The organism is Nocardioides pocheonensis (assembly GCF_003725535.1).
GTDB lineage: Bacteria > Actinomycetota > Actinomycetes > Propionibacteriales > Nocardioidaceae > Marmoricola > Marmoricola pocheonensis.
Window position 1 is genome coordinate 255,109 of record NZ_RJSF01000047.1, and the last position, 26,325, is coordinate 281,433.

Genomic DNA, 26,325 nt, shown 5'->3' on the forward strand with positions numbered 1-26,325 from the left:
GACACGACGGCCGAGCCCGATGTGTTTGCTCTGTGTGGAGTGCGCCTTTTCAAGCGGTCGCTAGCCCGCGACGGCTTGCGCCTGCTCGAGGAGGTCACGGATGCGGACGGACTCCGTCACCTCACCGCCGTTTGTGCGGAAGGCCGTCATACCGCCTCCACCGGCCGACACGTCGCGCAGGGCGCTGAAGAAGTCGGCAGGACGAAGTACTTCGGGACATACGACTCCTGGACCTGGGACCTGACCGGTCAGTGCGATCAGGCAACCAGCGGCTGCTGGAGTACCGGTGGCGTCGTCCTGGCTCATCTTCCCTCCGGACACGAAGACGATCCCCTCGTCCCCGACCCGTACGTCAACGATCAGGCCGGACCCCACGGGTTCGCGATCACCGTGGCTGACCCGTGCCGTCTCAAACATCGAGTGCATCGCCGCCGTACGTGCATCGCCTTCAGGCAGGCGCGAGATGACCCAGCCAAGGTGGGTGAAGTCCTCCGGAATCAGGCCCCCCTGGTTCGTCGCCTCGGTGACACGGGTGAATCGGGGAAGCGTCAGGACCTCCGGGTGACTCAGTGTCACTACCATCTGCTCGCCGACCGGGTCGGGGAATCGAACGCGCTTCGGTCCGAGCGCCTCCCACGAAGGCGTGCCGCCGGCATCGGGAATGGCCGTCGCGAACGAGTGTGCGAAATGCGGGACCACGGCGCCGACCATGTCGGAGGCGTCGACACACCAGCTGATCGCGACCGATGCATCCCCCGCAGGGAGAGCGTCCAGCGCGAGCCGGACAAGCACGTTCGTGGTGCCGGGCGCTGACCCCATGCCTACCAGCGCGGTGACCCCGGCAGCCCGGGCCGCCTCATCACGGCGAAGCAAGAGATCGGTAGCGTCCGCGTCATCGCAGATGTCGAGGTAGTCGGTGCCCGCAGCGATGGCCGCGTCGAGGATCATTGGGCCGAGCGTGTAGTAGGGACCCGTGCAGTTCACGACCAGGTCGGCACTCTGGAGCAGGTCGTAGAGCTGGTCCGGACTCGCCATCAGGTCGAACTCGACCTGCGTGACCTCCTGGGCGCCGGCGGTCACCACCCGGCCATCGCGGAACTCGCGATCGCAGCTCACGATGCGCATCGGGGTGGAGGACCGTCCGAGTCCGCGCAAGACCCCTGATGCCTGGGCGCCGCCCGCGCCGAGTACGACGACCGTTGGCTTGCTCATCCTGGTACCTCACCTCTACTGATTGACATTCGTTCATGGAGCCGCCGCGCCCGCCCCGCGCGCCCGGCCGGCGCGCTCTCGGGGGGTGTCGAACTAGGCGGAGTCGGACATGGCTGCGGAGCGCCTGGACGCGGTAGCGATCTCGTCCACCGCGAGACCATCCGATGCTTCGATGAACGCGACGCCGTAGGTCTCCGTGGCGTGCGACGCGGTTTCCCACCCCTCGAGCACGTCTTCGAGGACCAGAGCAGGGTCGCGCTCGAGCGGGGACCCGTATCCCCCGCCGGACGCGTCGAAGCCATGGATTACCTCGCCGGCTTTCAGCACCAGCGTCGCGGTGTTCGGCAGTCGCGTGCGCGAGCCATCCGGCGTTTCCAGCCAGGACTCTGCGGTTCGACCGTCCGCGCCGCCAGCGACGCCCTTCGACGGGTTGACCTGTCCGTCGCAGGGGTAGATCACCGTGATGGGGTTCTCTTTCGGCGTGTATGCAAGCTCGAAGGATGGGCCGCCCCGGTACTTCCCGGCACCACCGGTGTCGGTTACGAGGCGCAGGTGCTTGTACACGATGGGCATCTTGATCTCGTCGATCTCGACTGAGTCCCTGTACATCAGACCGCTCACGCACGGGACGCCATAGGTGACCCAGCCATCGGCATGGGCGCTGCCCGGTCCGCCGTTCGCGGTGACCACCAGCTGGTTCACGAACGCGTCGCCGGTGCGAGCGTCAACACCCGAGAGCACGGCGTACCCGACTCCGACACCGACCGCACCCTCGGCGACGCCGTACGGTGCCCCGAGCTGGGCGAATGCGGCGCCGACGCAGTTGATGAGGCGGTCGGTCACGTTGGTGGTGGCGAGCGAGCAGCTGTGTGGGAACTGGGGCTTGCCGACGGCTGATCCGTCGTTCATGTCGATGACCACCCGCCGGAACGCGCCTGAGTTCTTGGGGATGCTCATCGGAATCGCGTTGAAGATGCCCCCGAAGACGGCCGCTCGTGTGGTCGCCTCCGTCATGTTCAGGCCGCAGTCGACGTTGGGGGCGTTCTCGGTCAGGTCGACGTGGATGATTCCTTCATCCGGCTTGATCTCGATGGTGACCCCGATCTCCAGCCCGTCGGGCAGGTAAGGCTCGAAGGCGTCATGCTTGCCGGTGTTGTGAAGGGTGGCGGCGGGAAGGCTCTCGATCGCGTTGACCATCACCTTCTCGCTGTAGTCCAGCCAGTCGCGGATGAACGCCTTGATCGTGGCCGCTCCGTACTTCGCGACGAGCTCCTTGAGCCGGCGTTCTGCGATCCGAGCTGAACCGATCGCGGCGAGAAAGTCGCCGTACCACTGAGACGGCACCCGGATACGCGAGCGGCACATGCGGATGACGTCATCAACGTTTTGGTAGTCCGACTGAACCTTCACGGTCGGGAAGATGAGAGCGCCTTCTTCGTACACGTCCTTCGCAGCGGCGTGGTAGGTCGTCGGGATGGAGTTCCCGATGTCGGCCTGGTGCGCCTTCGAGACGGCGGTGAAGAGGTGCTCGCCATCGACGAAGACGGGCACCAGGATGGTGTGGTCGGCGGCATGCGAGTTACCGATGTACGGGTTGTTGTCGAGGAAGGCGTCACCCTCCCGCAGATCGGGGTGAGCCTCGCTCATTGCTGCGGCCTGTAGCTGTGCGCCGAAGATGTGGACCGGGATGCCCTCGGCAGCAGCCAGCAGTTCGTGATCGGCCGTGAGGATGGCGCAGGAGAAGTCGCGCGCGCTGTTGATGACCGCTGACCGTGCCGATCGGAGGAGGGTGTTGGTCATCTCCCGGACGATCCCGTCGACCTTGTTGGCGATCACTGCCGTCCGGACCGCATCGAAGGTGGTGTCGTTCATGGTCAGGCCCCGTTCGTGATGTGAAGGAGGTAGTTCCCGCTGTCGCTGACTTCGGCCGCCATGCCCGGGTATACGACGACGGTCGTGGTGGGCTCCTCGATGATGGCGGGGCCCTGCAGCCGAGTTCCGGGTAGGAGTTGGTCGGGCTTGAACACCGGCGTGTCGAGCTCGCCCGCCTCGCCGAAGTAGCACCTGCGCACGGAGGCGGGCTCCCCGATGCGCTCGGTGGAGACGTCGTAGGTCTTCTGTGCGCGCGGAAGGCATACGGTTACCCGAGCTCGCCAATTCAGGAACTCGATCGTCGATCCCGGATCCCGGACAGCGAGGATGCGGTCGTGCAGGTCGTGGAAGGCCTCGAACAATCGTCGCTGGCCGGCCTCGTCAACGACGTCCTTGCTCGGGAGCGGGAGGTCGATGGTCCAGATCTGGCTCTGGTAGCGCGCCTCGACGCCGAACTCCATCGAGTAGTCGGGGTAGTGGTCTCCGAAGCGCGACGCGAACTCCGCGAGGGCGGCTTCCAGGTCAGCTAGCACCTTGGCGACACTCTTGGCGGCGAATGCCTCGGACGAGGTGATCAGAGCAGCCGACTCCTCCTTCACGATGTCAGCGAAATGCATGCCTGAGGCCGACAGCGCGGAGGCGACCTTGGGGAGGATCACGCGCTGCGAGCCGAGCTCGTTTGCGATCTGCATGATGTTGATTCCGGCCGCTCCACCGCCGGCGACCAGCGTGCTCTCCTGGGGGTTGAGTCCCTGCGCGATGGTGATCTCATGCACGGCCTTGACCATCGACTCGCTCGCGATGGAGAGAATCCCCCACGCCGTCTCGCGGACGCCGAGACCGAGCACCCCTGCGACCTTGGCGATCGCCGCCTCGGCGGCGGCCGTATCCAAGGCCATCCGGCCCCCGAGGAAGTAGTCGGGATCGAAGTAGCCGAGGACGCACGCGGCGTCCGACAGGGTCGGCTCCATGCCGCCGTTGCCGTAACAAGCAGGTCCAGGTTCGGAGCCGGCGGACTGGGGGCCGACCCGGAGGAGTCCGCCGCCGTCGACCCAGGCGATCGAGCCACCGCCAGCACCGATCGACCGGATGTCAACGGAGGAGATGCCGAGGAGGTCACCTTCCCACTGGGGTCCGATCCAGGTGTCTCGGGAATGGACGACGGCTCCGTCGCGGGAAAGTCCGACGTCGAAGGTGGTGCCGCCTGTGTCGCAGACGATCATGTCACCGCCGAGTTTCTCGAGCAGCGAATAGTTCAGACCGGCCAGCGGCGCCATGGAAGGACCGCTCTTCGCGGCATGTATGGGCGACTCGATGACCTCCTCGATCGTCATGACACCACCCATGCTGGTGGACACCAGGATCGCGCCGTTGTAACCGAAGTCACGGAGGTCCTGCTCGAGCTCGGAGAAGTGCGCTTGCATCAGTGGCTTGAGGGACGCGTCGATCGCCGCCGCCGACGTGCGCCGGTACTCACGGATGATCGGGGCGATCTTGTGCGACAACGTGACCGGGAGCTCGGGAGCAACCTTCTCCAGCAGTTCCGCGACGCGCAGCTCATGGGCAGGATTCGCGATGGACCACAGGAGTGAGACGGCCACCGCCTCGAAACCCTCGTCACGGATCATCGTGAGCGTCTCGAGCAGTCGGTGATCGTCGAGCTCCTCAAGAACGCGGCCCTCGGAGTCGACGCGTTCCGTGATACCGAACGTGTGACGTCGCGGGATGTACGGGTTGGGATACCGCCGCGTGAAGTCGTAGCCGTCCTGCTTTCCGCCTTCCTTGAGGACGAGAACGTCCTCGAAGCCAGCCGTGGTCAACAGTGCAGTCTTCGCGACGTTGCGCGTGACGATCGCGTTGGTGGCCCGCGTCGTGCCGTAGACGAAGAGATCCGTCTGACTCAGCAGCGCCTTCCCAGTGAGCCCGATCTCGCCGGCGGCCGCGTCCAGGGCGGCGGACAGACCGCGGAAGACCCGGTCATGGGTGGTGAGCGCCTTGCCGATGACCTGCTCGCTCGCGGCGTCCTGGATCACCACGTCAATGAAGGTGCCGCCCGTGTCTGCGGAGACTTGGTATGCCATCGAAACTCTCCCTGCTGGTCGTCCTTGCGGCAGCCGGCCCCGGCTCTCTCGAGCCGGACGACTACCCTCCTTATTAAACGTTAAGTAAACGGAGCCGTCAAGTGCCCGCTGCGGCTACGAGAGGTCCCCGAAGAAGCCTTCAACTTCGGCCTGGTTCATGTCGTTGAAGTAGCACTCGACGATCTTTCCGCCGGCGAACTTGTAGGAGCCCAGGCGCTTCGTGGTCACGGCGCGGTCCCCTCGGGTCCATGTTTCGCGGACCATGAGCAAGACCCCGTCCTCACCGGCGATCAGCAGATCGTTCCCCTCGACATCCCACGAATCCGTGTAGTCGGCAACTCGGCCGATCCAGTCGCGCGTGAAGGACTCGCGTCCGTGATAAGTGCCTGCCAGAGGCCCACTCCCAGCCATGTGGACGACCACGTCGTCGGCATAGAAGGCCATTCCGGCCTCTTGGTCGCCACGCTCCCAGGCATCGTGGTACTCCTTCAGCAGAGCCAAGGTCGATTCGGTGCTCATCGGATCTCCTTCGAGTTCGCCACGCGACGTGGCATGGTCGGGTAGTTGGGGCCGCCCTCGGGGGTTCGCCCCTAGTGACATATGGCGCAGTGGTCAGATCGGATTCCTGGCTGCGGCAAGCCAGCCGCCGTCGATGACCATCGCCGCGCCGTGGATGTAGCCGGCGTCGTCGCCTGCGAGGTAGACGGCGAGCTTCGCGATCTCCTCCGGAGTGCACCAGCGCTGCGCTGGAATGCGACCGAGCTCTGCCTCGGTGTCCGGCAGGAAGTCAGAGCCACCTTCGGGCATCGTCAGGCCTGTCGCCGTCGCGCCTGGACAGATCGCGTTGACCCGGATTCCGCGACGGCCGTAATCGAAGGACAGCTGGCGGGTCAGACCCAGGACGCCGTGCTTGGCAGCGGTGTACGCCGAACCGCCCCCGGCGGCGCTGAAGGAGGAGATGCTCGCCGTGTTGACGATGACGCCTTCGCCGCGCTCGAGCATGCCGGGGATGACTGCACGGGCCATCAGGAACGGGCCGGTGAGATCGACGGCGATGGTGCGGTGCCATTCTTCGAGTGGGATCTCGTGCGCAGGCCGGAAGCTGTCGACGATGCCGGCGTTGTTGCACAAGACGTGAACACCACCACCCCATTCGGCGATCTCCGACATGGCGCTGTCGACCGACTCGACGCTGCTCACGTCGACATGCACAGGCAGGCCCTGATCTGGATTCTCCAGAGCCTTCACTGTCGCGACAGCGCTGACCTCGTTGATGTCCAAGGCGGCAACACGGGCCCCTTGAGCGACGAACTCTTGGACCATCGCTCGGCCCATGCCGGAACCAGCCCCGGTGACGACAACTACCTTGTCGTGAAATGACATGCTGCTATCTCCTTGCGTTGATGAGACTGATGAGCGACTGTGAGCGCTCGCAGTGGGGTCGTCGTCGAAGGCTGGGCACCGTTACCGGCCGGCCCAATTCGGGGTGCGACCCTCTGCGAAGGCACGGGCGCCTTCCTGAGCGTCAGCGGTCTCGCTGATGCCGGACACAAGCGGCACAGCTTTGCGTAGCCGGTCGAACGCCTCCTGGTCCGACAAACCCTCGACTTCGCGGACAGCCTTCAGCGTGGCTTCGACGGACAGCGGTGCCGAGAGACAGACCTCTTGGGCCAGCTCGAGAGCGGCACCCAGCACGTCGGCCGGCGAGACGATGCGGTTGACGAGGCCCCATCTCAGCGCCTCATCGACCGAGAACGTCCGAGCCGTCAGTAGCAGTTCGAGTGCCAACGGCCGGGGAAGAAGCGCCGGCAGTCGGTTGAGCCCGCCCGCATCCGGCAACAGGCCCAGTCTGGCCTCAGGAAACGCAAAACGAGCTTCGGACGAAGCCACCACCATGTGCGCAGCCAGCATCAGTTCTACCCCGCCTCCGTAGGCCGCGCCGTTCACCGCAGCTATGACGGGCTTCTTGAGGCCGGGGAACTCCGTCAAACCGGCGAATCCTCCGGGCCCATGGTCGGCGTGGTGAGCCTCACCGTCGGCTGCCGCCTTGAGATCCCATCCGGCGCTGAAGAAGCGGTTGCCCGCAGCCGTGATGACACCGACTCTCAGGTCATCACGTGTGTTCAACTCAGCGAACGCTTCGTAGAGCGCTCGGCTCGTCCGTGCGTCGATGGCGTTTGCTTTCGGCCGATCGAGCGTGATGATGAGCGTCGCGTCCCGCTGCTCGGTGCGAACGCCTTGATGCATGGCCACGTCAGTCCTTCTCACTGTTCGATCTCGAAGCGCGCCGCCTTCAGGAGAGGCGCACGGTGAGGCCCTCGCAGTTGCGGTGGCGGTCCGAGAACACCCAGTCCGGTTCACCAACAACCTCGACCCGCTCGAAGCGCTCGGTAATCACATCGAGCACCGCGGTGGCCGTGGCTCGAGCGATTGCCTGACCAGCACAGTTGTGCGTACCGACACCGAAGGCGAGCGCCATGCTCGCCTCCTTGGGCCGTTCCCAGTCGAACTCGTCCGGATTCCTGAAAACGTCGGGGTCACGCAGCGCCGCACCGAGGATGAACCTGATCTTGGCGCCTGGCGGGATGGTCACGCCATGGATCTCCAGGGGTGCCGTGGTGAACCGATCCAGGAGTACCTCTGGCAGTGCCCGGCGGATCGTCTCGTTCAAGATCGCCTCACGCACGCTGGGATCCTTCTTGTAGGCCGTGAAGGCGTGCGGATTGTTGGCGAAGTCAACCAGCGCGGAGCTCACGTGGTGCCCGGGGTTGTGAGCCGCAGATCCCCAGAGGATCTGGATGGACTCCTTGAGCTCGCGCTCGGTGAGCTGCCCCTCGTCCGCAGCACGGATCATGGTGTCGAGGAGCATGCCGTCACCAGGGTTATGCCGCTTCTCGGCGATCAGTCGCTCAGCCTGGAACATCATGAAGCCGAAGCCCTCGCGAGCCCTGACGACCTCGTCGTCGGTCGGTTGCCAGCCCATCGCCACCATCGTCTGGTTCGTCGCCCTGATGTACGGGAAGCCGTCTTCGCGCTCAACGCCCAGCGCATGTGCCATGGCGTCCTGCGCCGGCTGCACACCGAGGTTGCGATGCGCGTCGATCAGACCGTCGTCTTCGATGCGGTCCAGGGCCTCCTTGGCCGTTCGAGCGGCGGTCTCAGCCCAGGTCCTGACAGCCTTGGGTGTCAGCCAGCCACTGAAGGTCCGTCTAATTCGTGAGTGCCGCTCGCCTTCGGTGAGAAGCACGGAGTTCTCGTTCGCAGCCCAGGGATCGTCGCCCATTCCCTCTGGCGGAACAGAGACCAGGGAACGGTCCTTGGCGTAGGTCATCACGTCGTGGTAGCGGCTCACGACGAACGTGCCATCCGACAGTTCAAACAGTGGGTGGTCCCGCAGTACGCGGTCGAACCACGGCCAGGGCGCGCGGATGAACTCCGGATCGCGCCACGGGAGTAGCTCATCGCTCGTCGCCGTGGCGTCAACAGCCCCGTGCTGCTCCATCAATTTCTCCATTCCACGTTGCGGCAGGGCACGTCGAGCCCCATGTCTGCCTTCCTCGGTGCGAGCTTGCGCACTAGTCGAGAGCCACGTCGTCGAGCAGTTGCTTCAACCAACCCAGCGCCGTGTCGCTGTAGGACTCGCCGCCCGATGCGTCGTGTCGGCCGGTCTCACCGACCTGGGTCGCCCCGAGCTCGGTCAACGTGCTGGCGAGCACCGTGACGGCGTTGTTGTAGGTGTCGTAGGTCCGGTCTCCCAGCCCGAAGGCAGCGAACCGCAGGGACCGAAGGTCCGGCTTCGCGGTCACCAATGCGTCGTGGAACGGAGCGGTGGTCATCGGGAGTTCGCCATCGCCGTAGGTCGAGGTGATGAAGATGGCGAAGTCGGCCGACGTCAGTAGGTCGACTTCGAAGTTCTCCATGGCACTGACCTCGTGCTCGAGCCCCCTGCCCTCGAGAGCATCGGCAATGTCATCGGCGACCATCTCCGCGTTGCCTGACTCGGTGCCGAAAAGAATCTGAATCGGTCCCACGTATGGTGTCCTTTCATGCTGGGTTGACCGGGACTCGTCGAGCGCCGACGAGGTCCCTGAGCTATGTCGACTGGAGTGCCGGACGACCAGAACCGACGGCGACGCCGACCATCTCGTCCAAGTCGGTGACTTTCCTGCGGCAGCGACTGTCAAGAGCCAGCCCGCGCTCGTGCTCGTCGAGCCTGCGCCAGTCGTCGAACTCCACGACGAACGGGGCGATCTGCGACCAGACGGCGGACAGGCCCGGCTTCCCGGGGGCGAGGAGGCCCTCGCGCAGGGCCGCACCGATGCTTTCGCTAATCTGCGACGCGTCGCGTCGGTTCTCCGGAATCGTGCCGCGGGCACCCCGGCGCAGCCATCCCACACGCCACACATTTGGTGCGCTCCACGAGACGGGGGCAGAGTCGTCACCCGCAACGAACCCGGCCGCAGTAATGATCGAATCCGCTTCGTACCGCCTGATCCGCGACGCGTCGTCGGTCCCTTCTGTCTCCAGCACCGCGCGACCGTCGGCGTACGTCACAGCCGTCGGAGACTGACCGAAGTGGAAGGTCACCTGGATTTCCTCGCCGGTCTCAACCCCACGCGCCTTGTCTCGAGAAGCGGCGAGGTCGCGCAAGAGGCCGATGACTGGATTCTCCTCGTCGCCGGCCGTCTCCCCAATGGCGAGGTCGACGTTCGACAGGTGCCCGAGCTCGCGCAGCATCGCGAGGTCGAATTTTGCGTTCGAGGCGGTCGAACGCCCGATGACTTCGATCTGCTCGACGGGTAGGGGGCGCAGGAGGTCCAGCACCCGATCGTCCACGTCCGACCCAGCCAGGGCGCTTCGGTCCTTCGCCAGCAGGCGCAGTGCGTCTATGGCGACATTGCCGTTGCCGACGATCGCGATCCGACTTCCCAGAGGGGCGCTCAACTCAGGCGAGCGACCCAGATCCGGGTAGCCATTGAGCCCGCGGAGCAAGATGCCCGCACCGAGCACCCGCGCCCGGGGATCTTGCCGCACACCAAGCGGACGGTCCTGCATCAGGCCGGTGGCCAGGACGACAATGTCGAACGCCTCGACCAGTTCCGCGAAGTCCAGATCGGTGCCGATCCGCACGTTACCGAGGAACCGAACCCGGTCCCGTTCGAAGAGCCGGTCGAATTGGCACGTCACTGCCTTGGCGCCCTGATGGTCCGTAGCGACGCCGTATCGCACAAGGCCGTAAGGGGCGGGCAGCGCGTCGAATACGGCGATCTCGCTGGTAGGCCACAGCTTCCTGAGGAACTGCGCGGTGTAGCAACCCGATGGGCCGCTTCCCACGACGGCGATCGTCGGGGAACTCCCGCTTGGCGGTCGGTTCACGACGGCTACCCCTTCTGCTCAGCGGATCCGGATCGAAGGCATTCCACAGTGTTCTTGAATGAACGTTAATGTAACAGCGCCGAGTGACCCAGACAACATCGCGTGACACCGATCACCCTCGCTTCGTCTGCCAGAGTGGAGGACTTCTCGATCGAGGACATCTGGGAATGCACGTAGAAGTCACACGTAGATCGGTCCCGTGCAGGCAATCGGAGCCGCGGCGTCATCTGGAGGGAGAAGTAGCATCTTTATTGCTATGTCGGCCTCCTCAGCGCCCACCAAGGGCAACCTTCCTGCCGAGCTGACCAGCTTTGTCGGTCGGCGTGAGGAGCTTCATGAGGTGCAGCGACTACTCGGCTCCTCGCGCCTGGTGACGCTGACCGGAGCAGGTGGTTCCGGAAAAACGCGGCTTGCATTGCGGGCCGCGGCCACCCTTGCTCGAGGGTTCACCCACGGCACGTGGTTCGTAGATTTGGCCCAGTTGGAGGATGCGGCACTGCTTGACCAAGTCATCGCTGCCACGCTGGGCCTCCACGACCGTCGAGCGACGTCACCCTCAATTGCTCTAGGCGAGTACCTGGCCAACAAGAACCTGTTGCTGATCCTGGACAACTCTGACCACCTCAGAGACCGTTGCGCTCAGCTGGCGGACGCCTTGCTCCGGCAATCAGCACATCTCCGGATACTCAGCACGAGCAGGCATACGCTGGGTGTAACGGGAGAGCACGTCTTCCGCGTGCCCCCGATGACCGTTCCCGATCATGGCGCCGTCGTGCAATCTGCCAGCCTCGCTCATTACGAGGCCCTGAATCTGTTCGTCGAACGAGCCCAAGCGGTACGTCCAGGTTTCGAACTGACCGACAGCACTGCGTCAGCCATCACCGCGATCTGCGAGACCCTCGACGGGATTCCGCTTGCCATCGAACTCGCTGCAGCGCGAGTCAGCGCGCTTTCCGTGCACGATCTTCTGGAGCGGCTCGAGGACCGCTTCGGGTTGCTGGTGGGCGGCAGCCCCAGCGCCCTGCCAAGGCACCGTACGTTGCGTGAACTCGTGGGCTGGAGTTGGGACCTCTGCAGCGAGGTGGAGCGCACCATATGGGCGCGCCTGTCGATATTTCCATCCAGTTTCGACGTCGCGGCCGCTGAAGCGATATGCAGCGGGCAACCATTGGACCGCGCGTCGGTCTTGGACACTGTCACCGCGTTGGTGGACAAATCGATTGTCACGGCACAGGAGGAGGCCGGCAGAATCCGGTACAGAATGCTGGAAACCCTTCGCCGGTTCGGGCTGGAGCAACTCGATACCGCGGGAGAGCGCGCAGACCTTAGAGGTAGGCACCGGAATTACTACATCGACATGGCTCATGAGGCCGGGGTCGACTGGCTGAGCACCCGGCAGACGACGTGGCTGGAAAGGCTTCAGCTCGAGCAGAGCAATCTGCGAGCCGCACTCGATGCCAGTCTCGACAACCCAGACGAGGTCGATTCCGGCCTGGACGTGGCATCGGATCTGTGGTTCTTCTGGATCGCCAGCGGGCAGACCCACGAGGCGCGCCGATGGTTCGAGCGGGGACTCGCATCGTCTTCCCTCATGACAACCGCGCGGGCGCGGGCGATGGCGATGTGTGCATACATCTGCGTACAGCAGGAGGACCTCGCTGCAGCGGTGCCTCTGATCGAGTCCGCTCAGGCCGTCGCAGAGGAGCAAGGCCACCGCTCGAACATCGCTTGGGTTACGCAGGTGCGCGCGATGGCCGCCATGTGCGAAGGCGATCTGCGAGTCGCCGAGCGGCTGTTCGGAGAGGCGCTCGATGCACACCGGGCGAACGACGACTTGGTGGGCGCCATCGACACCACCTTCTTTCTAGCCGCCGTTTCTTCCCTGAGCGGATCACCCGACCGCGCCGAGATGCTGTACCGCGAGGGGATCATCAGCTGCGAAGAGCGCGGTGAGACCTGGTACAAGGGATATCTGCTCTGGGGTCTGGCTCTGGTGGCATGGCAACGCGGTGATGTCGAACGGGCCGCGGCGCATGCAAGTCAATCACTTCGCATCGGCAGGGCGCTACGGGAGCGTTGGGTCATCGCATTCTCCGTCGAACTTCTGGCGTGGACCACCGCGGCAGCGGGGAAGGACAAGGAGGCCGCACGCCTTCTCGGAGCCGTCGTCGAACTCTGGCGGGCAGCCGGGTGGCAACAGGCCGGCGTCCCACCCTTCTATGGCATGCACGACCTGAGCGTCTACCACGAAAAGTGCGTCGCGACGGTCGAGGGGCGGCTGGGTGCCGAGAGCCTCGAGACGAGGATGCAAGACGGCGCTGCCCTCGAGGAGGACGACATTCTGTCCGAGGCGCTCGGAGAATCGCGCGTCAAAACTGCCAGTGCATCACACAAGTCAACGGGCGCGCTGCCCTCACTCACAAGGAGGGAGGCACAAATCGCCGAACTCGTGTCGCAGGGCTTGAGCAACCGAGAAATCGCGGCCGACCTCGTCATCTCCCCCAGGACGGCCGAGGTCCACGTGCTGAACATCCTCACGAAGCTGGGCTTCAAGTCTCGAGCGCAGGTGGCGGCATGGGTCGTGTCGGAGCGAGCTCGGCGGGGTGGCGACGCCTGAACGTGCCACTGGCCCGGCGTGCGACCCGCCACCCATCAAACGCGACGCCTCTGGTTACTACGTCTAGCGCGCGCCGCTCCCCGCGTCACCTGTTGTCCAACAGCACACCCTCGAAGTCCGACCACCGCTGGCTCTGATCGACGTCTACCACGTCCCCGAGGTCACGTCCTTCAGCTTCGCCGGCGTCATCGAGCTCAAGCTCCATCACGATTCCTGCTTCCGCAGGACGTTCAACACAATGGCCCACAAAGGCCCTCGGCGGAAGGCCCGCAGCGTGCTCACCCGGCTCGGCTCATCTTGACCGCGCAACCTTATGCCTGGGCCTCGCTGGCTCGAACTGCAGCCGCGCCTAGATCAACGTCGCCCGTGGGGCTGAGTTTGGGCGAGCGCGCCGACGCCGGGGGGTCCGCACGCTCAGGCACCAGGTCGCTCTCATCAGGGCGGTGCTCATCCACAACGACACCGAAACTGGACTCGCGCTGCTTGAACCAGTAGTACGTGACCCCCGTGACCAAGAGCAGGCCGACCACGACGAATGCGCCGTACTGCAGGTACCAGTGGTCGTTGCCGTAGATCGCGGCTCGCGGCCAAGCGACATCCACGACAACTGCGGCACATCCGATCACAGCGAGCAGGTTCGACGCCAAGCCGTATCGACCGAGCGAGAAGTAGCCGTGCCTCTGCTCGACCGGCCAACGGCCGCGAAGGCGAGCAACCAGCATCGGGACCATGACGAACAGGTACGTGATGTAGAAGAGCAAGATGACGACAGCTGCGATGGTGCCGAAGATCCGCGGGTTGCCGTAGTTGACGCCCAGGAGCCCGAGTCCCACGACGGTGACGAGGATCGTGGGAACCACCGGGGTGTGATGCCTCGTCGACACGTGCGCAAGGGTGCGGCTGAACGGCAGTGCGCCATCGCGGGCCATGGCGAAGATGATCCGCACGCCGGTAGCCATGATCGCCGTGCCGGCACCGAACACAGCGATCGCGATCGCGATCAGCACAATGTCTCCGAAGGTCCCGCCCAGCACGCTTTGGATCACGTAGGGGAAGCCAGTTGTCGACAACTGTGGCGCCTGGAGGTCCTTGGCCGACATCAGGGCTAGTAGCACCAGAACGATACCCATCGCGAGCGAGACAACCAGAGCCCGCAGGAGCGCAGTCGGTCCAGCCCTGCGCGCGTCCTTCGTCTCCTCGGCGACCATCGCGGCGTTCTCGAAGCCGAAGAACACATACGCAGCAGCAATGCCGGCGACGAGGAATGCGCCGAGATAGCCGAACTTGTCGTGCGCGCCCAGGCCATTGGTCTCAAAGACGACGCCGGGCCCCCGGTGCACATGGACGGCCAGTCCGATGACGACTGCAAAGACCGCGATGATCTCGATCGTGACGACGACGGCGGCGACCCGTGCCATCAAGCGCACACCGACGATATTGATCATCATCTGGAGGACGAGCGCGATGCCGCCAAGGATGATCGCATTGATCGCACCCGAGGGCGTGACCGACGTGCCGATATCGTCCGGACCGCCGACGAACTGCAAGCGGTGGAAGACGCTCGTCAGCACCTGCTGCCACGTCGGTCCGACGACCGTGACGGTCACCAACATGGCGGCAATGAGGAACCAGCCGGTCAGCCAAGGGATGAACCTCGAACCGGTCAGATGCTTGCACCATTGGTACATCGACCCCTCGACGGGGACCTGCGCGGCCATCTCCGCCAGGTTGAGCGCGATGAGGGTCGTGATGAGTCCAACGATCGGGTACACCCAGAAGAACGCCGGACCGCCCGTGCTGTAGCCGAGGAAGAACAGTGCCGAAATTCCCGTCAGGATGGCGACCCACCCATACGAAACGGAGAACGCATGCCATACGCCGAGGGACCGTTCCAGGCGGGGCTTGTACCCGAGTTGCACGAGGTGCTTGTCGTCGTCACCGTGTGTATGCAACATGCGGAAACCTTCCAACTCGTCCATTTTGGTTGAGTGCGTGAGCTGTGGCTAGAGCGCCCAGGAACAGGAACCTGTGCGGGAACGCGGATGACTGGTCGCCGGTTCTCGGCCCGGGGCGCAGGTCGTCGTTGCCCGTGCCCCCGTCAGTCGCTCGCGCGTCAGCCGCGCTGGCGGCCGATGCGGGCGTATACCTCAGGACGCTTAGCCCGGTAGAAGAGGGCGAGGAGCATACCGAACGCCAAGACGCCCCAAACGAGCACTTGGTAGAGGATCGCCTCGCGGGTGGACCCGCCGGTCATCAACTTGAAGTGCGTGAGCGCGAGATAGAGGACCACTGCCATACCCAGCGCACTAGCGACTGGTGCGACGAGGGTCTGCCAAACCGCGGACCCCAGGTTGCCGCGACGGCGGAAGAAGACGACCACCGCAACGCTGGTCAGAGTCATCAGCAACATCACGCCGAACCCACCAGTGCCCGCGATCCGGCCGTAAAGCGCCAACGGATCTTGGTTCCACAGCACGAACACGGAAATCGTCATCAGGGCCGTCACAGCGAGCGAGCTCACATACGGCGAGTGGTGTCGGGGGTGAACCCTTCCCAGGACGGAAGGCATTACTCGGTCGACGCCGAGGGAGAAGCTGTAGCGCGACATGATGTTCTGGCATGCGAGTGTCGCCGCAGCGGCAGAGGTCACGACAAGGATCGAAACCGCGTCGCTTGCCCACGCGCCGACGAACCGCGTCACCGCCGCCGGGAACATGCCGACGGGATCGCTGGTGGCAGCGCCGAGCGCCTTGTCCGAGCCGTAGGCAGCAATGAGGCACCAGGTGGCCAGAATGTAGAAGACACCGATCGACAGCACCGCTGCGAACGTCGCACGAGAAACGGTCTTGCGAGGGTCCTTGGTCTCCTCTCGGAAGATCGCGGTCGCCTCGAATCCGCCGAAGCAAGTCGCAGCGAAGAGGATCGCAATCGGCGCTCCCGACGAGCTCAGTGACGAAGGAGCGAACGAGTCCAGGGCGAGTCCGTGCTCTCCGCCTTGGAAAAAGACCGCTGCGTCGAAGATCAAGACGATGAGCACTTCGAGCAACATCGCCACGCCCAGAACCTTCGCTGAGAGATCGATGCGGAAGTACCCCAGCGTTCCCACAAGGAAGATCCCACCGAGGGTGTACACGTGCCAAGACAGTGTTGGCCCGCCAAGGACCTCGGCGACCACACTGGAGGTCATGGCGCCGAAGAAGGTGTAGGTCCCCAAGCCCATCAGGTAGTAGGACAGAAGCGCCACCAGACTGGCGCCCAACCCGGGCACCCGACCGAGCCCTTGCGTGATGTAGGCATAGAACGCTCCCGGATTGCTGATGTGGTTGGTCATCGCGATGTAACCGACTGCAAACAGCAGCAGGACGCCCATGGACACGGCGTACGCCAGCGGCGCGCCGACGCCACCGTAGATGACGATGATCGGCGTGAACGCGGTGACGACCACGATTGGTGCAGACCACGCAAGCACGGTGAGCACGAGCTCGATGACACCGACGCGTCCCTCGAGGTGCTCACGGCGCGCCGGGCGTGCGTCAGAGGCGCGGTCCGGAGGGGCGGCGCTCGGGGTGGTTACCAACTCGCTCATAGAGATGCCTTTCGTGCACGTTGCATGGCGTGGGCTGACCAAGCTCGCTGTCTGTCTCCGGCCGTGAGGCAGGTCACTCGCGATTGGCCTTAATGAACATTAAGTCGAGCCTTCATGTCAATACCCTGCGACCAAGAGATGTCCGATCCCGGCGAGTTCGTTCGTCTCGACGCCCGTCCGTCTCCCCGCCCGCGGGTCCACAACACCCCAGTTGGCGCGACCCAGCGAGGGGCGCTTGTTCACACGCCACTTGCCGGGAGTCCCGTGCGACCAGATTGCAGGGCGCAGGACGTTAGGGGATCAGGCAGCCAAGACCCTGAAACCGGCAGCTGGGCCCTAGCCACTGGCGGGCGACTGCTGGTCCGGCCCGCCTCAACATGCCAGCCGAGCTGTCGGCTGCGCTTCCCGATGCCGGATATGGCAACCACATTCTCGCAGCCAACACGCGTCAACCGGTTCAAGAATGATCAGGTGTGATCGAACAGGACGCCCTCAAAGTCCAGCCAGCACCATGGCGAGTCAGCACCGCCGACATCCGACCCTGCAGCTCGAGCACAGTGGTTGTCCTCGATCTCAAGCATGCCAACTCCGAACCTTAATTAGGATTCATTCAAGGTACCGAACTTCTTCGACTGAGTCAACGACCCCGCGGTCGTCCGCGTCCACCAGTCGACCGGTTGTGGCGCCGCGCGAGAGTTGCCGGGTACGATATAGCCGTCGAACGTACCCGCTCACGTACTAAGGTGGAGTTCCATGACGCACCGATCACTATCGCCGGCCGATGGTGGACCGCACGACGCGTCCCCGTTCATCCGTGAGCGGCTAGCTGCGATCCTGAACGACTTCCACGACCCCGAAGCCTCTGCTCCAGCGCTGCTATGCGACCGGCACGATCCAGGCTCGGTCGCGTTCCGGTTCGTCTCCGAGGACCTCGAGGTCTCGGAGATGACCTTCGGCGAGCTGCGGCTTCGGTCCGAGCGGGTCGCGCACGCCCTGGCATCTCGTGGGATCCAGGCTGGAGACCGCGTTGCTTCCTTGCTCGGAAAGGGACCTGACCTTCCCGTGCTGATCCTCGGCATCTGGCGTCTGGGCGCGGTCTACGTGCCCCTGTTCACCGCGTTCGCGGCTGGCGCGGTGGCCGACCGCGTCGCCGCGGCCGATGTCCGCCTGATCGTCACCGACCGGGACCAGCTCCCGAAGGTCGACGGGCTCGACTGCACGATCATGCTGGCCAACGAACGAACCGATGCGCCAGCGCTGGAGACCGACTTGACCGACCTGAGTGCCGCGATCACGGCCGGTGAGCGCTGGACCTCCGACGTCCCAGTGCGCGGACCCAACGCTCCTATCGTCCAGATGGCGACCTCTGGAACCACTGGCAAGCCCAAGGTCGTGGTCCATCCGCTCGCCTATGCGGCCGGCTGGCAGTCCTACCTGGAGCTCGCGATCAATCCGGGGAAGGTCTTCTGGTGTGGTGCCGACCCCGGTTGGGCGTACGGGCTTTACCTGCTGATCGTGGCACCGCTTGCCTCAGGCATCCCTGCCGTGTTCACGTGCGGGACCTTCAAGCCCGCCCTGACATGGCGGGTCCTCTCCGAACTGGGGGTCACGGACTTCACCGCGGCGCCCACGGCACTTCGTGCCCTGCGGACCGTCGACGACGGGACCCCACTCCCCCATCTGCGCGGCCTCTCGAGTGCAGGTGAGCCGCTCACGCCAGAGGTCATCGAATGGTCGACGGCCCGGTTCGGGGTAGCCGTCCACGACCACTTCGGTCAGACCGAGCTCGGCATGCCGGCAGGATTCCCCCACCATCCCGACCTGGCAATCGACGTCGTTGCCGGCGCCATGGGCACCTCCCTGCCAGGTTGGTCGATGACGGTGCTGAAGCACGACGCCGACGCGCCTGCCGCGACCGGGGAGGTCGGCCGGCTGGCGGTCGAGGTCGCCGAGAGTCCCTTCTTCACCTTCACCGGCTACGGGATCTATCGCGACAACCGCAGCTCCCGCTTCACCGGGGACGGTCGGTACTACATCACCGGCGACCTGGCCTCGCTCGGTGCTGACGACCTGATCCGCTTCTCGTCGCGAGACGACGACGTGATCCTCATGGCCGGCTACCGGATCGGCCCCTTCGACGTCGAGAGCGTCCTGGTCACCCACCCCGGCGTGGCGGAGTGCGCGGTCGTCGCGGCACCTGACGAGGTGCGCGGCGAGGTGATCCACGCCTACGTCGTCCCGTCCGGCCCCGTCGAGGACCCCGACGCGCTTACTCTCGACCTCCAGGAGTGGGTCCGAACGAAGTACGCCGCCCACGCCTACCCGCGGCTGGTCTCCCTCGTCGATGCCCTTCCCAAGACCCCAAGCGGCAAGATACAGCGAGCCGTGCTGCGTCAGCAGAGCCAGGCCCTCGCGGCCGCCGGCAAACAACCGGTGCCGGACCGGTGACCGATCTGATCGTCTCGCGTCGTGACCGCTGCTCCACCTGGACGCTCAACCGACCCGGCGTACGGAATGCCCTGGACCCTGGCCTGGTCGAAGCACTGACCGCCGCCTTGCCGGAGGAGGAGCGGTTAGGGACCGAGGTCGTCGTGCTCCGCGGTGAGGGGCCGAGCTTCTGTGCGGGAGCGGACCTGAAGTTCCTCCAGACTTACGGCGCCGACCCCAGCCACACCCCGCGGGCATTCCTGGCCTCCATCTGGGACCTCACCCTTGCAATGGAGCGCAGCTCGGTCGTCTTCGTCGCCGCGCTCCACGGGCACGCGATCGCCGGCGGCATGGAGCTGGCTCTTGCCTGCGACATCGTGCTGGCTGCCACAGGGACCCTCATCGGCGATGGCCACGTGCGCAACAACCTCCTGCCCGGCGGCGGTGCGAGCGCGCGGATGGAGCGCGCAATCGGACGCGCCACCGCGACCTGGATGGCGCTCAGCGGACGCTCCCTGACAGCGGAGGATCCGCGCCTGGCCGTGTGGTTGCACGAGGTCGTCCCCGCGCAGAAGCTGTCGGAGGCAACCGACCGGGTGGTCGAGCAACTCCTCGGCGTTCCAGCCTCCGCCCGCCGCCATTACAAGCAGCTCATCAATGCAGACCAGCAAGCGCTGACGACCTCCGACCGAGACCGCGAGCTCGACGCTTTCGAGCAGCACTGGTCCAGCGAAGACGTTCCGGCAGCGCTGCGCACCTTCCTCGCAGGAAACCGAAAGGCATCATGAACTTCTCCCGATACACCGACCAGGTCGTCCTCGTCACCGGCGGCGCGCAGGGACTCGGGCGGGCCATGGCCGAGCGATTCGCCTCCGAGGGGGCGTTGGTGCACGTAGCGGACCTCAACGAAAGCGCCGCGGCCGATGTCGTGGCGGCCGACGCGACAGGGCGGTTGTCCTGCAGCACGCTTGACATCGCTGACCCGGTCGCGGCGCGCGGCTGGATCGACGGGATCGCGGACCGTCATGGCCGTCTCGACGTCATGGTCAACTGCGCCGGCATCATCCGCGACAACCGGATCGAGAACATCAGCGTCGACGACTGGCACGCCGTCATCGCGGTCAGCCTGTCCGGAACCTTCTACTGCACGCAGGCCGCCTTCGCGCACATGAAGGAGCGCGGGTACGGGCGCGTCCTGTCGTTCTCGTCGATGAGCTGGCGCGGCAATTTCGGCCAGGCCAACTACGTCGCTGCAAAGGCGGGTGTGGTCGGATTCACCCGCGGGTTCGCCCTGGAGGGAGCGCGCCACGGCGTCACCGCGAACGCGATCGCCCCCGGTCTGATCGACACTCCGATGCTCGCCTCGATGAACGGGCCCGCTCGCGACAAGCTGATCGGCAAGGTGCCGATGAGAAGCGTCGGAGAGCCGGCGGACATCGCTGCCGCGGCCACGTTCCTGTGCTCGCGCGAGGCCGGCTACATCACCGGTGTCGTCCTGGACGTCGACGGCGGCATCGGCATCGGTTCCTCAATCCGCTAGCGCTCAGGAAGGACGGCGTCCGCGGATCAGCGGCTGTCGCCGAGACATATGCGACCGACGCCGAACAGATGGTGGGCAGACCGCTCGACATCTACCAAGAGCCGTCCAGACCTGCACCCGCCCACGGGAGGACAAAGCCCTTTCTCTCCTTGCAGGTACGGCGTCACGTCGGGCGAGCCTCTCCAGGGGCCCTACCGTCCCCGTTCGCCGCGACACGGCCAACCGGAACAGCCCTCGCCACGGATGCAGATTTGCCCTCTGAACAGGACGTCTTGGCCCTTCGTCCGGCGGCTTGGGCAATCTTCGGGTACGGCTCTGACCTCTGATGTTTTGTCGTAGGGGCTACGACTGCCTTTTCTGGCCGTCGAAGAGTTGAGGAGCGGCTAGACACCGCTCCTCAACTCTTCGCATCACCGCTGGCCTCGCTTCGGCGAGGACCGTAGCCACGGTTGACGTCTTCAGCCGCACACGCACCGTTCGGGCGCTGGAGTCAACGAGTGTGGGGCCGACGTGGACAGTTCCACCTTCCCCAGCCCATCGCGCGGCCGATCACCTCACGTCTTAGCGGCTGATGATGGGCAGGATCAGTCGGCTCGGATGGTCGGGGCCGTGCAGGACGCGATTGTGAGCGACCACGACATCGTTGGCGCCTTCGTGTGCGATTACGCCTCCGGTGTTGGTGTTGCGGTCGAAGCGGGGGAAGTTGCTCGAGGAGACCTCCAGTCGGATCCGGTGCCCGGGCAGGAACACGTTGGAGGTCACCAACAGGTCCAGTTCCACCTCGTAGACCGTTCCAGGTTCGAGCGGCTCCGGTTGGGCCAGTGAGTTGCGATACCGAGCCCGCAGGATTCCGTCGGTCAGATAGATGGCTCTCCCGTCCGGAAACACATCGACGAGCTTGCCGGTGAAGTCGGTGTCTGGCGTGGTTGAGTCCACATGCAGCACCAGCGAGACGTGGCCGGTGACCTCCACCGGGTGCTCGAGTTCCTCTGTGGTGAAGCAGAGCACGTCCTCACGGGTTTCGACCGGTCGTTGATCGACCGGCCCCGTGCCGTTGACGGTTGCGGGGATCATGACGCGGCCGCCGAGAGTCGGTACCGGGTTCAACGGGTCGTATTCGTAGCTGTCGATTGCCTCGGTGGTCGGCGGCTCGGTCGACAGCACGCCGTCGCCGTCGGCGGTGTTGGCACGACCGCTTCCGTGGAGGTAGTAGTCGGTGTACTTCGTGTCCGGAAGCGGCCAATCCTGCTCGTCGCGCCATTCATCGATGCCCATGACGAAGATTCGCACCCGGGACGTCCCGGCCAGCGCATCGAGATCACCTTTGAGGTAGCGGTCGTAGAAGGCGATGTGTGCGGCAGTGAGGTCAGCCATGGCGATGTCGGCCATCAACCCGAACTGGCGGTCGTGGTAGGCGCCGGTGAACGAGATGTGGTCCCAGGGCCCGATGATGAGCCGCTGACCTTCGCGAGCCTCGCTAGTGCCGGCTTCGCGGCGCATCCGGGTGAAGGTCCGCGCGGTGCTGCCGACGAATAGGTCGTACCACCCGCCGATGTTCAGGGCCGGCACGGTGACGTCGCCGGGTCGTTCGTCAACCGCAAGAGATCGCCACCACTCGTCGCGCTCGGGATGCGCGAGCCACTCCGACCACCAGGGCCACTTCTTTTCGAACACGGGCTGGTCGCTCAAGGGCAGCCGTTCCAAGTGCGGATCCGGAGTCCCCATCAAGTCCGCGGCCTCCATCAAGGCCTCGAAATCACCGCCTGAGCCGAGCGCCGTCTGTGCGGCCAACACTGTCATCAGTGTTGTCCACGACCAGGTCGTGTGCCAGGACAGGGCACCGCCCTCGGAGTACCACGGAGTCATGTAGTAGTCGGTCGAGGTTTCCGTGGGGACGATGGCCTTGAGGCCCTCGGGCGACTCCGCCGCGCTGGCCCACTGCACCATGCCGAGGTAGGAGTGGCCGTAGGCGCCGATGTTGCCGTCGCACCAGGGCTGCTCCATGAGCCAGGCGATGGTATCGGCGCCGTCGTCCGGTTCGTTGACCGTGGGGTCAAAGTCGCCACCGGAGCGGAACGCCCCGCGGCAGTCCTGCCAGACCACCGCGTAGCCGGCCTCGAGCAACGTGAAGATGTTCGGCTGTGTGGGCCAGGTGATGTCGCCTGGAATCAGGTCCTTGCCATAAGGAAGGCGCACCAAGAGCACCGGTGACGGCCCGCCGTCCGGGAGCCACAGATCGGTGGCCAACTCGACCCCGTCTCGCATCGGCACCATCACGTCTTTTTCAACTCGGAAGCTCACCGCTGCCAAACCTTTCGCTCTCATCTCAATAGTCGTTGTCGTTCACGCCTGCGTGCCGAGGGGCATGACTACATGGCCAAGCAGGGCCAAGCAGGCTGGTCAGCCAACCTTCTGCCGACCGATCCGGGCGTAGGTGTCTGGACGGGTGGAACGGAACACTGCGGCGGCAACCAGGCCAGCGACGAAGATGACCCAGAGGGCGACCTGGAGAATGATGGCCTCCTCCATGGAGCCACCGGTCACGAGCTTGAAGTGGGTGATGGAGAGGTACAGCACCGCACCCATGCCGGCCGAGCCAAGAAGCGGGGCAACGACCGTGTGCCAGACGGTCGCATGTGCGGCGTGCTGGGGATGGCGTCGGAAGAAGGCGACGACAGACACGCCGGTCAGGAAGATGAGCAGCATCAGGCCAAATCCACCGATGCCCGCGATCTTGGCGTACAGCGCAATGGGATCGGCCCCGACGCTGAGGAGGACGCCGATCGCCGACACTGTAGTAATCAAGAGCGAGCTGAGGTACGGCGAGCCGTGCGTCGGATGCACCTTGCCCAGGGCCCTCGGCAGGACTCGATCAGTGCCCAAGGAGAAGATGTAGCGGGCCAGGATGTTTTGAACCGACAGCACCGCGGCAAACGCGGAGGAAACCACGAGGATCGTCACGACGTCTCTGGCCCAGACCCCCACATACTGTTCTGCCGCGTGCGGGACCATGCCCGACGGGTCCTTGAAGGCCACCTCGAGCGTCTTCGAATGGCCGAAGGCGACCGTGGTCAGCCACGACGTGACGACATAGAGGACACCGATCAGGACGACGCAGAGATAAGTAGCCCTGGGGATTGTCTTCAACGGATTCTTGACCTCGTCCCTGAAGATCGCGGTGGCCTCGAACCCAAGGAAGGATCCCGCGGCAAACAGGAGTCCCAGCCCGAGGGAACCGGACGTCACGGCGTGCAATGTGAAGGGCTCGAGTGAGCGGCCCTGCGGGCCTCCATCCCGAAAGACCGCCAGGTCGAAGATGGCGACGATGGCTACCTCACAGAGCATCGCGACTGTCAACACCTTCGCGGACAGATCGATTCGGAAATAGCCCAGGACTCCGGTGAGCGCGACACCCACCAGCGACAGCCAGTACCACGTGATCGTCGGCCCGTGGAACGTCGTATCAACGAGGGAGGACGCAACCACGCCCAGCAACAGATAGGTGCCGACCGCCATCATCACGTAGCCGAAGACGGCGATGAAACTGGACGCCAATCCGAGCGGTCGCCCCAGACCCGCGGTGATGTAAGCGTAGAACGCCCCGGGATTTGGGAGGAAACGAGACATCGTCGTGTAACCGACGGCGAAAAACAGTAGCAGTACAGCAGCGATGCCGAAGATGGCAGGGGCGCCGATGCCGCCGAAGACCAGGACGAACGGGATGAACGCCACCACCACCACGATCGGTGCCGTGAATGCCAAGACGGTCATCATCAACTCGAAGGTGCCCATATGCCCCTCGAGCGTGTGCGTGTCACCCTTCGCAGCCTGCACGTCGTTGTCTTGTCCCTGCGCGAGGCCAGTAGGAGGCGGCAGCGTTGAATCTGCTGCTCGGAAATCGGGGCTCATGAATGCTCCTCGCTATCGCGACATTGGCTATGCGGGCCTGCTGAGTGCCAGCAGAGCCTTCCGGGTCGTGCAAGTTGGTCAGCCACCAACTCGGTCATTGAGTCGCCTTTCATCCATATCCGACTGACGCGGGCTACCCGAGGACTCGCTACGTGTCGACTACGTGAGGGACGGTCACAGCGTTAATGAACATTAAGTCGAGACCTGATGTCAACACTTGGCGGGCATCATTCTTCCGGCTCCGCGTCCGACACGCGTCACGGGTTCAGACGCTTCGGGAACAGCCGCAGATTGTGCGTGCGCGCGCGGCTTTGGCACACCTGTCCGAAGCATGGACCTCGCGACGCGAGCACAGAGGGCGCGCTCCCTTTACCCACGTTAAGTTTAGGCATCTTGAGTCGGTCCACTAGGTGGGCCCGACGTTCGTTCATGGCGCGCGCCGCAGGTGCACGGGCGTTGATCAGTACGATATTGAGTACGTTTGGAAGGCTGATCGTACCTTGTTGCCTCGGATCGTGCTAGACCGATCCTGCGAGGAACTATGACGGGTCGGTACGGTCATGCAGTCGGTACGATCATGAGTACGTCCATACCGAGATGCAGGTGTGCACCGTCGAGGAGCGTGGATGACAGCGGACCCCAGGACGCGCCAGATTGGCCGTTCGACGCCAGCCGGCGGAAGGCGACGGCTGGCCGAGGCCCGCCGCGAGGAGATGCTGCGCCGGCTCTTGGAGATGTTCCTCGCCGAGGGCTTCAGTTCCTTGACCGTCGAGGAGATCGCGTCCCGACTGCGATGTTCGAAGTCGACGCTCTACGCGGTGGCTCCCGGCAAGGACCAGCTGGTCGCGGCCGCCATGAAGTGTTTCTTCCGCGAGGCGACCACGTACGTCGAGGACAGCGTCGCCAGGGTCGAGGATCCCAGGGACCGAATCGCGGTCTACCTCGCATCGATCGGCGATCGCATGAGGCAGATGTCGCCCGCCTGCTACAGCGACATGACGGCCTCGGAGACGGCAGGCATGATCTACCAGCTCAACGCGCGTGCGTCGGCCCGACGGGTCCGGGAGCTGATCCATGAAGGCGTAAAGGCCAAGATGTTGAGGCCAGTCCACGCCGAGTTCGTGGCCGAATCGGTCGGACTCCTCATCGACGGGATCATGCACGGCCAACTGCTCGAGCGAACTGGCCTGTCCTCCGGCGACGCCTACCACGAACTAAGCACGCTCGTGTTGCAGGCGATGGCGATCGACGGAGACCGGCGAGCCAGTCGACCGACGCGGAGCGATCTGCCGGCGACGTAAGGGTAGGCCGGCTCGTCGGCATGTGCGCGCGCTCCGCGGCAGATCCGGTGGTTCAGTCGCCGGGCTCGCCGCCAGCTTTTTCGATGGTCAGCGAAAGGCCTCCCCTTGCGTGCGTCGTCGACCTGCCTAGGACGAGCTCCCGACGCGGGAATCCGGCTAACCGGCAGGACTCCCCCACGAGTCTTCCAACTCCTACGCAAGTGACAAACAACTGCGTGCACAGGGGCTCGGACCCCATAGCATCGCCACCACCTCGGCCCAACACCACCGAAGTCCAGACCCTCATGCCCTGACTCACCCTTAGGGCACTCGTTGGCAAGCCAGGCACAACAAGGGACTGCCAAAGGCGCCGAGCCGCACATCGATCACGTCGTGCTACGGGGCCAACCGCGGGCATTCAGGTT

General features: G+C 64.8%; 18 protein-coding genes. 5 read left to right on the forward strand and 13 right to left on the reverse strand.

The features are described from left to right. Positions 1–60: 60 nt before the first annotated feature. From EFL26_RS21900 to EFL26_RS24590, 9 genes are all read right to left on the reverse strand, one after another. Positions 61–1,212, reverse strand: coding sequence for a saccharopine dehydrogenase family protein (locus EFL26_RS21900; RefSeq protein WP_123225038.1), 1,152 nt, complete (start codon positions 1,210–1,212; stop codon positions 61–63). 93 nt (positions 1,213–1,305) lie between these two features. After that, positions 1,306–3,084 (reverse strand): hydantoinase B/oxoprolinase family protein, encoded by a 1,779-nt coding sequence (locus tag EFL26_RS21905; protein ID WP_123225039.1) that lies wholly within the window; start codon positions 3,082–3,084, stop codon positions 1,306–1,308. Between the two features lie 2 nt (positions 3,085–3,086). Then, positions 3,087–5,165, reverse strand: coding sequence for a hydantoinase/oxoprolinase family protein (locus tag EFL26_RS21910; RefSeq protein ID WP_123225040.1), 2,079 nt, complete (start codon positions 5,163–5,165; stop codon positions 3,087–3,089). Positions 5,166–5,279: 114 nt separating this feature from the next. After that, the gene (locus EFL26_RS21915) at positions 5,280–5,684 is read right to left on the reverse strand and encodes a nuclear transport factor 2 family protein (protein ID WP_123225041.1); all 405 of its coding nucleotides are present in this window, start codon (positions 5,682–5,684) and stop codon (positions 5,280–5,282) included. A 93-nt stretch (positions 5,685–5,777) separates the two neighbouring features. Further along, positions 5,778–6,548 (reverse strand): SDR family NAD(P)-dependent oxidoreductase, encoded by a 771-nt coding sequence (locus tag EFL26_RS21920; RefSeq protein ID WP_123225042.1) that lies wholly within the window; start codon positions 6,546–6,548, stop codon positions 5,778–5,780. Positions 6,549–6,629: 81 nt separating this feature from the next. Beyond that, positions 6,630–7,412 carry an enoyl-CoA hydratase-related protein gene (locus EFL26_RS21925; protein WP_123225150.1) on the reverse strand — a complete coding sequence of 261 codons (783 nt, stop codon included), beginning with the start codon at positions 7,410–7,412 and terminating at the stop codon, positions 6,630–6,632. Positions 7,413–7,458: 46 nt separating this feature from the next. Continuing rightward, positions 7,459–8,667: a cytochrome P450 gene (locus EFL26_RS21930; protein ID WP_183408326.1), complete on the reverse strand. Its 1,209-nt coding sequence runs from the start codon at positions 8,665–8,667 to the stop codon at positions 7,459–7,461. Between the two features lie 73 nt (positions 8,668–8,740). Further along, positions 8,741–9,196, reverse strand: a complete 456-nt coding sequence (locus tag EFL26_RS24585; RefSeq protein WP_221177102.1) for a flavodoxin domain-containing protein — start codon at positions 9,194–9,196, stop codon at positions 8,741–8,743. 61 nt (positions 9,197–9,257) lie between these two features. After that, the gene (locus EFL26_RS24590; protein ID WP_221177103.1) at positions 9,258–10,499 is read right to left on the reverse strand and encodes a ferredoxin--NADP reductase domain-containing protein; all 1,242 of its coding nucleotides are present in this window, start codon (positions 10,497–10,499) and stop codon (positions 9,258–9,260) included. A 298-nt stretch (positions 10,500–10,797) separates the two neighbouring features. Between EFL26_RS24590 and EFL26_RS21945 the strand changes: the two genes are divergently transcribed. Next, positions 10,798–13,158, forward strand: a complete 2,361-nt coding sequence (locus tag EFL26_RS21945) for an ATP-binding protein (protein ID WP_123225046.1) — start codon at positions 10,798–10,800, stop codon at positions 13,156–13,158. A 311-nt stretch (positions 13,159–13,469) separates the two neighbouring features. On the opposite strand, the gene EFL26_RS21950 is transcribed toward EFL26_RS21945, so the two are convergent. Then, a complete protein-coding gene (locus EFL26_RS21950; protein WP_123225047.1) occupies positions 13,470–15,137 on the reverse strand; it encodes an amino acid permease in 1,668 nt (555 codons plus the stop codon). Positions 15,138–15,271: 134 nt separating this feature from the next. Continuing rightward, on the reverse strand, positions 15,272–16,744 hold the full coding sequence (locus EFL26_RS21955) for an APC family permease (RefSeq protein ID WP_123225048.1): 1,473 nt from the start codon (positions 16,742–16,744) through the stop codon (positions 15,272–15,274). Positions 16,745–17,497: 753 nt separating this feature from the next. Between EFL26_RS21955 and EFL26_RS21960 the strand changes: the two genes are divergently transcribed. From EFL26_RS21960 to EFL26_RS21970, 3 genes are read left to right on the forward strand one after another with little or no spacing between them, the layout of a single operon-like run. Next, positions 17,498–19,192: an AMP-binding protein gene (locus EFL26_RS21960; RefSeq protein WP_123225049.1), complete on the forward strand. Its 1,695-nt coding sequence runs from the start codon at positions 17,498–17,500 to the stop codon at positions 19,190–19,192. Further along, positions 19,189–19,959, forward strand: coding sequence for an enoyl-CoA hydratase/isomerase family protein (locus tag EFL26_RS21965; RefSeq protein WP_123225050.1), 771 nt, complete (start codon positions 19,189–19,191; stop codon positions 19,957–19,959). The genes EFL26_RS21960 and EFL26_RS21965 overlap by 4 nt, the downstream gene beginning before the upstream one ends. After that, positions 19,956–20,711: an SDR family oxidoreductase gene (locus EFL26_RS21970; protein ID WP_123225051.1), complete on the forward strand. Its 756-nt coding sequence runs from the start codon at positions 19,956–19,958 to the stop codon at positions 20,709–20,711. Before EFL26_RS21965 ends, EFL26_RS21970 begins: the two co-directional genes overlap by 4 nt. A gap of 561 nt (positions 20,712–21,272) precedes the next feature. Here EFL26_RS21970 and EFL26_RS21975 read toward each other — a convergent pair. Beyond that, positions 21,273–23,012 (reverse strand): CocE/NonD family hydrolase, encoded by a 1,740-nt coding sequence (locus tag EFL26_RS21975; RefSeq protein WP_183408327.1) that lies wholly within the window; start codon positions 23,010–23,012, stop codon positions 21,273–21,275. A gap of 99 nt (positions 23,013–23,111) precedes the next feature. Continuing rightward, complete coding sequence (locus tag EFL26_RS21980; RefSeq protein WP_123225052.1) at positions 23,112–24,620, reverse strand: APC family permease; 1,509 nt, start codon at positions 24,618–24,620, stop codon at positions 23,112–23,114. 626 nt (positions 24,621–25,246) lie between these two features. On the opposite strand from EFL26_RS21980, the gene EFL26_RS21985 reads away from it, so the two are divergent. Next, complete coding sequence (locus EFL26_RS21985; RefSeq protein ID WP_123225053.1) at positions 25,247–25,921, forward strand: TetR/AcrR family transcriptional regulator; 675 nt, start codon at positions 25,247–25,249, stop codon at positions 25,919–25,921. Positions 25,922–26,325: the final 404 nt, after the last annotated feature.

What these genes read in the sequence shown, in the direction of transcription:
- EFL26_RS21900 (WP_123225038.1), bottom strand. Translation starts at nt 1,212, where the DNA reads ATGAGCAAGCCAACGGTCGTCGTACTCGGCGCGGGCGGCGCCCAGGCA.
- EFL26_RS21905 (WP_123225039.1), bottom strand. Translation starts at nt 3,084, where the DNA reads ATGAACGACACCACCTTCGATGCGGTCCGGACGGCAGTGATCGCCAAC.
- EFL26_RS21910 (WP_123225040.1), bottom strand. Translation starts at nt 5,165, where the DNA reads ATGGCATACCAAGTCTCCGCAGACACGGGCGGCACCTTCATTGACGTG.
- EFL26_RS21915 (WP_123225041.1), bottom strand. Translation starts at nt 5,684, where the DNA reads ATGAGCACCGAATCGACCTTGGCTCTGCTGAAGGAGTACCACGATGCC.
- EFL26_RS21920 (WP_123225042.1), bottom strand. Translation starts at nt 6,548, where the DNA reads ATGTCATTTCACGACAAGGTAGTTGTCGTCACCGGGGCTGGTTCCGGC.
- EFL26_RS21925 (WP_123225150.1), bottom strand. Translation starts at nt 7,412, where the DNA reads ATGCATCAAGGCGTTCGCACCGAGCAGCGGGACGCGACGCTCATCATC.
- EFL26_RS21930 (WP_183408326.1), bottom strand. Translation starts at nt 8,667, where the DNA reads ATGGAGCAGCACGGGGCTGTTGACGCCACGGCGACGAGCGATGAGCTA.
- EFL26_RS21945 (WP_123225046.1), top strand. Translation starts at nt 10,798, where the DNA reads ATGTCGGCCTCCTCAGCGCCCACCAAGGGCAACCTTCCTGCCGAGCTG.
- EFL26_RS21950 (WP_123225047.1), bottom strand. Translation starts at nt 15,137, where the DNA reads ATGGACGAGTTGGAAGGTTTCCGCATGTTGCATACACACGGTGACGAC.
- EFL26_RS21955 (WP_123225048.1), bottom strand. Translation starts at nt 16,744, where the DNA reads ATGAGCGAGTTGGTAACCACCCCGAGCGCCGCCCCTCCGGACCGCGCC.
- EFL26_RS21960 (WP_123225049.1), top strand. Translation starts at nt 17,498, where the DNA reads ATGACGCACCGATCACTATCGCCGGCCGATGGTGGACCGCACGACGCG.
- EFL26_RS21970 (WP_123225051.1), top strand. Translation starts at nt 19,956, where the DNA reads ATGAACTTCTCCCGATACACCGACCAGGTCGTCCTCGTCACCGGCGGC.
- EFL26_RS21980 (WP_123225052.1), bottom strand. Translation starts at nt 24,620, where the DNA reads ATGAGCCCCGATTTCCGAGCAGCAGATTCAACGCTGCCGCCTCCTACT.
- EFL26_RS21985 (WP_123225053.1), top strand. Translation starts at nt 25,247, where the DNA reads ATGACAGCGGACCCCAGGACGCGCCAGATTGGCCGTTCGACGCCAGCC.